This window comes from uncultured Gimesia sp., from assembly GCF_937919775.1.
GTDB lineage: Bacteria > Planctomycetota > Planctomycetia > Planctomycetales > Planctomycetaceae > Gimesia.
In genome coordinates this window covers 1-4,480 of the sequence record NZ_CALFPF010000628.1, presented here as the reverse complement: position 1 = coordinate 4,480, position 4,480 = coordinate 1, and the positions used below count along the sequence as shown (strand labels likewise).

At 53.5% G+C, this 4,480-nt stretch carries 5 protein-coding genes; all 5 read left to right on the top strand.

Annotated features, from left to right (window positions below; all coding sequences use genetic code 11):
- The first annotated feature begins 2 nt into the window (after positions 1-2).
- Positions 3-788 carry an MqnA/MqnD/SBP family protein gene (locus tag Q0294_RS17965; protein ID WP_299468199.1) on the top strand — a complete coding sequence of 262 codons (786 nt, stop codon included), beginning with the start codon at positions 3-5 and terminating at the stop codon, positions 786-788.
- 53 nt (positions 789-841) lie between these two features.
- Positions 842-1,639, top strand: a complete 798-nt coding sequence (locus Q0294_RS17960; protein ID WP_299468197.1) for an SDR family oxidoreductase — start codon at positions 842-844, stop codon at positions 1,637-1,639.
- A 69-nt stretch (positions 1,640-1,708) separates the two neighbouring features.
- The gene (nadB, locus tag Q0294_RS17955) at positions 1,709-3,328 is read left to right on the top strand and encodes an L-aspartate oxidase (RefSeq protein WP_299468195.1); all 1,620 of its coding nucleotides are present in this window, start codon (positions 1,709-1,711) and stop codon (positions 3,326-3,328) included.
- A 27-nt stretch (positions 3,329-3,355) separates the two neighbouring features.
- Positions 3,356-4,129 (top strand): 3-oxoacyl-ACP reductase family protein, encoded by a 774-nt coding sequence (locus Q0294_RS17950; protein ID WP_299468193.1) that lies wholly within the window; start codon positions 3,356-3,358, stop codon positions 4,127-4,129.
- Positions 4,130-4,145: 16 nt separating this feature from the next.
- Positions 4,146-4,480, top strand: a 335-nt coding sequence (locus Q0294_RS17945; protein ID WP_299468191.1) for a hypothetical protein, incomplete at its 3' end; no start/stop codon positions are given.

Sequence of the window (4,480 nt, the reverse complement as noted above, 5' to 3'; positions counted from 1 at the left end):
TTATGTTCCATGCCCTGGCAAATGATAAGATCGAAACTGGTAAGTATCGATTTACACATGAGTTACAGGATATTGAAACCCTTAATCAGCGTGCCTTCAAGGCAGAGCTGGAATTAACGGCGGTCAGCCTGCATGGTTACGCTTATCTGACGGATACATATGCGATCTGTTCGTGTGGCGCCTCGATGGGCGATCAATACGGGCCCATGGTTGTGGCTCGCGAAGCAATGTCGATTGACGATCTGCGGGGCAAAAAAATTGCGATTCCCGGCAAACTGACGACCGCTTTTCTGACTTTGAGATTACTGCTGGGCGATGATTTCGAATACGAAGAGCATCCGTTCGATGAAATTCTGAATCTCGTGGAACAAGGCAAGTTCGATGCCGGTCTGATCATTCACGAAGGCCAGTTGACCTATGCGAACCAGGGACTGAAACTGGTTGTTGACATGGGCCAGTGGTGGTACGAAGAAACCGGCCTCCCTTTGCCGCTGGGTGCGAATGCGATCCGCAAAGACATGGGCCAGGAAATGATGGAAGAAGTCACTGCGATTCTGAAACGCAGCATTGAATACGGCTTGGAACATCGCGATGAAGCCCTTGATCATGCTTTGAAGTATGGTCGTGATCTGAACCGGGGCAGTGCGGACAAATTTGTCGGCATGTATGTCAATGACTGGACTCTGGATTTCGGCGACCGGGGACGCGAAGCCGTCGCGCTGTTGCTGAAAAAAGGTTACGAAGCGGGCATCATTCCCAATCCGGTCAAACTGGAATTCATTGGTTAATTTTCCATTTCAGCTCTGTGACTGATTCATCGAGATAGAGAAGGCGGTATGCGATGAGTGAAAGTAACTCATCCGGATATTTGCAGGCCTTGTTTGGCCTGTCTGGTAAAACGGCGGTCGTGATTGGCGGGACCGGAGTTCTGGGCGGCGCAATTGCCGATGCACTGGCACAGGCCGGTGCGCACGTGGTGATCGTGGGCCGCAATGCCGAAAATGGCGCAGGCCGTGTGAAAATGATCGAAACACTGCATGGCAGTGCCGAGTTTTTCGCCGCCGATTCCACCAGCCGAGCCGATCTCGAAGCGCTGGTCGCGCATCTGAAAGCCAAAGGACAGGTCGCAGAAATTCTGGTGAACGGCGCCGGCATCAACGCCGCAACGCCGTTTCTGGAAATCAGCGACGAAGAATGGGAGCGGATTTTCCGCGTGAATCTGCTGAGCGTGAAAGTGGCCTGCCAGGTATTCGGCCAGGCGATGCTCGATGAAAATGTCGCCGGTTCGATCATCAACATCGCCTCGATGAGTGCCATCACACCATTGTCGCGCGTGTTTACCTATTCCGCGTCGAAGGCGGCTGTGTTGAATCTGACACAAAACCTCGCCCGTGAATGGGCCGAACGGGACATTCGTGTGAATGCGCTCTCTCCCGGTTTCTTTCCGGCGGAGCAGAATCGAAAAGTGCTGACACCGGAGCGTATCTCCAGTATTATGACTCATACACCGGCCAGGCGATTTGGTGATCCGGATGAACTGGCGGGCGCGGTGCTGTTAATGGCCTCTGGTAAAGCGGGCAGTTTCATCACCGGTTCGAATATCGCCGTCGATGGCGGTTTTTCCTGTATGACAATTTGATTTCCACAGGGCTGCCGGGCTTTGCCAGCGCAGCAGCTTCTAACGAACGAGTTTAAGGAGCACGCAGACTTGGATCCGATCCACATTGAACCTGGTCAACGCTATCTCACTCGTATCAATCCGAAACGCATACCCCACATTTTTACCGATGTCCTGATCATTGGTGGCGGCGTGGCCGGTTCGCGTGCCGCTCTGGCAATCGATCCCCGTCTGGAAACCATCATCGTTAACAAAGGGAAAGTCTCTCAGTCCAACAGCGCGTATGCCCAGGGGGGCATCGCTGGCGTGCTGGACCCTCTGGATAACATCACAAATCATATTGAAGACACACTGTCAGCGGGCAAGGATCTGTGTGATCAGGCGCTCGTGGAATATGTCTGCCGCGAAGCGCCCCGCCATATTCAGGAACTGATCGAACTCGGCACGGACTTCGATACCGAGGACGGGAAAATCGCGCTCACCAAAGAAGGGGGGCACAGTCATCGCCGCGTAGCGCATGCACTGGGAGATGCGACGGGAAAAGAACTCATGCGGGCGCTGGTTTCCGCCGTGCATAGTCGGCCTTCCATTCAGACCTGGACGAAAACGCCCACGATTGATCTGGTGACCGAAGAGGGGAAGTGCCGCGGTGCGATTATCTGGAATCGTTATCACGGTAAATCGCTCGTCTGGGCGAAGCAGGTGATTCTGGCGACAGGGGGCGCGGGTTGCCTGTTTCGAGAAACGACCAATCCGCCTCTGGCAACAGGGGACGGACACGCTCTGGCATTTCGCGCGGGGGCGTTATTGCAGGACATGGAATTCATGCAGTTTCATCCAACGGTATTATATATCGCCGGCGGAGCCCGTTATCTTGTTTCGGAAGCAGTGCGTGGCGAAGGCGCTTATCTGCGGGATTGTAACGGCGTGCGATTCATGTCCGAATATCATCCCGATCTGGAACTGGCTCACCGCGATATTGTCAGCCGGGCGATTACCGATCGTATGGTGAAAACGAATCATTCTTGCGTTTATCTGGATTTAACTCATCTGGACCCGGCTCTCATCAGCGAGCGGTTCCCCAATATCAGTAACGTCTGTGCCAGCTTCGGTCTGGATTTATCCAAAGATCAGATTCCCGTACGTCCCGGTGCGCATTATATGATTGGCGGAGTGAAGACCGACATGCAGGCGCGGACTTCCGTGCCCCATCTCTGGGCAGCCGGCGAAGTGACGTCTACCGGGTTACATGGCAGTAATCGGCTGGCTTCGAACAGCCTGCTGGAAGGTTTGATCTTAGGTGCTGCCGCCGGGAAGGGGGCATCCGAGGCAGCCTTGAATCAACCCGATCGGTATTCCGCGTCATTGCTGCCGGACTGGGACACAGAGAAACGTTCGGACGAAGATTTAAACAGCGGCGACTTACGGAACTCGTTAGCCAGTTTGATGTGGCGCGATGTCGGGATTACGAGAAACGCAAAATCGCTACAGAACGCGAAAGACAAAGTGGATTTCTGGAGTCGTTACGTGGTGGATCGTGAATTCAAAACGTTGAGCGGTTGGGAGCTGCAGAACATGCTGCTTGTCTCACAGCTCATGATTGCGTCGGCGATTGAGCGTCGGGAAAGTCGTGGCGTCCATTATCGGAGCGACTATCCGGAAACCGATCCTGCATTTCAAAAACATATTTCAGTGATATCAACCCGTTGAGCACGAATCTGAGAGGAAGGGACCATCATGCTGCCTGGAATTAAACTGTTCGATTTAACCGGTCGTGTTGCCATCATTACAGGGGGTTCCAAAGGCTTGGGGGCCGCGATGGCAGAAGGCCTGGCTTCCGCGGGCGCGCATGTATTGCTGACGAGTCGGCATCAGGCCGAAGTGGAAGCGATGGCGGCACAGATTGAGAAAGATTATGGAACGCGCGCCATTGGGATTCAGGCCGATGTGACGAATGCGGAGCAGGTCGCCGCGATGACGGACCGGGCGATTTCGGAATTCGGAAAAATCGATATTCTGATCAATAACGCAGGGATCAATATTCGCGGACCGATTGATGAGTTAACGCTGGAAGAGTTTCAACTGGTGCAGAATGTGAATGTGACCGGTCCCTGGTTATGTGCCAAGTCGGTCGTGCCGCATATGAAACAGGCGCAGTACGGCCGGATTATTAATTTAGCCAGTACGCTGGGACTGGTGGGGATGGCCAACCGGACCCCTTACACCGCCAGTAAAGGGGCAGTGGTGCAGATGACGCGGGCCATGGGGCTGGAACTGTGCGAATTTGGAATCACCTGCAACGCCATTTGCCCGGGACCGTTCTTAACGCCGATGAATGAACCGTTTGCGGAAACCGAAGAAATCAAAAAATTCATCGTGGGTGCCGTCGCGCTGAATCGCTGGGCGCGGATGGAAGAAATTCAGGGCGCGGCCATTTTCTTAGCCAGCGATGCATCGAGTTACATGACGGGCAGTATGGTGACCGTTGACGGAGGCTGGACAGCGCGCTGATGGGACAGGAGTTTAAATGAGTACCGACGTGGAATCCACTGTTGTTCGTATGAGTCAAAACAACAGACGGATTCTCGTTCGCCGCGGTTTGATTGCCGCTTTGATTCTCATCTGTGCTGCTAGCGCGTATTCGATTTTTCTAGTGATTCGGTTTCATACTCACGTCGCTGCGTTTCAAAAGCAAAATGCATACCTGGAAACGGTAATTCAGAATGATCAAGGGGAACTGGTCCGAGAAGCATATGGTGTGATTTCCGGTCATTCTTTGATACCCGCTCCCTTTCTGCGATATCATCGATCTCTGTTTGCGATCTATCTAGGCCAGAATACTCTAAGCGATCCTGAAGAGAT

What these genes read in the sequence shown, in the direction of transcription:
- Q0294_RS17950 (WP_299468193.1), top strand. Translation starts at nt 3,356, where the DNA reads ATGCTGCCTGGAATTAAACTGTTCGATTTAACCGGTCGTGTTGCCATC.
- Q0294_RS17960 (WP_299468197.1), top strand. Translation starts at nt 842, where the DNA reads ATGAGTGAAAGTAACTCATCCGGATATTTGCAGGCCTTGTTTGGCCTG.
- Q0294_RS17965 (WP_299468199.1), top strand. Translation starts at nt 3, where the DNA reads ATGTTCCATGCCCTGGCAAATGATAAGATCGAAACTGGTAAGTATCGA.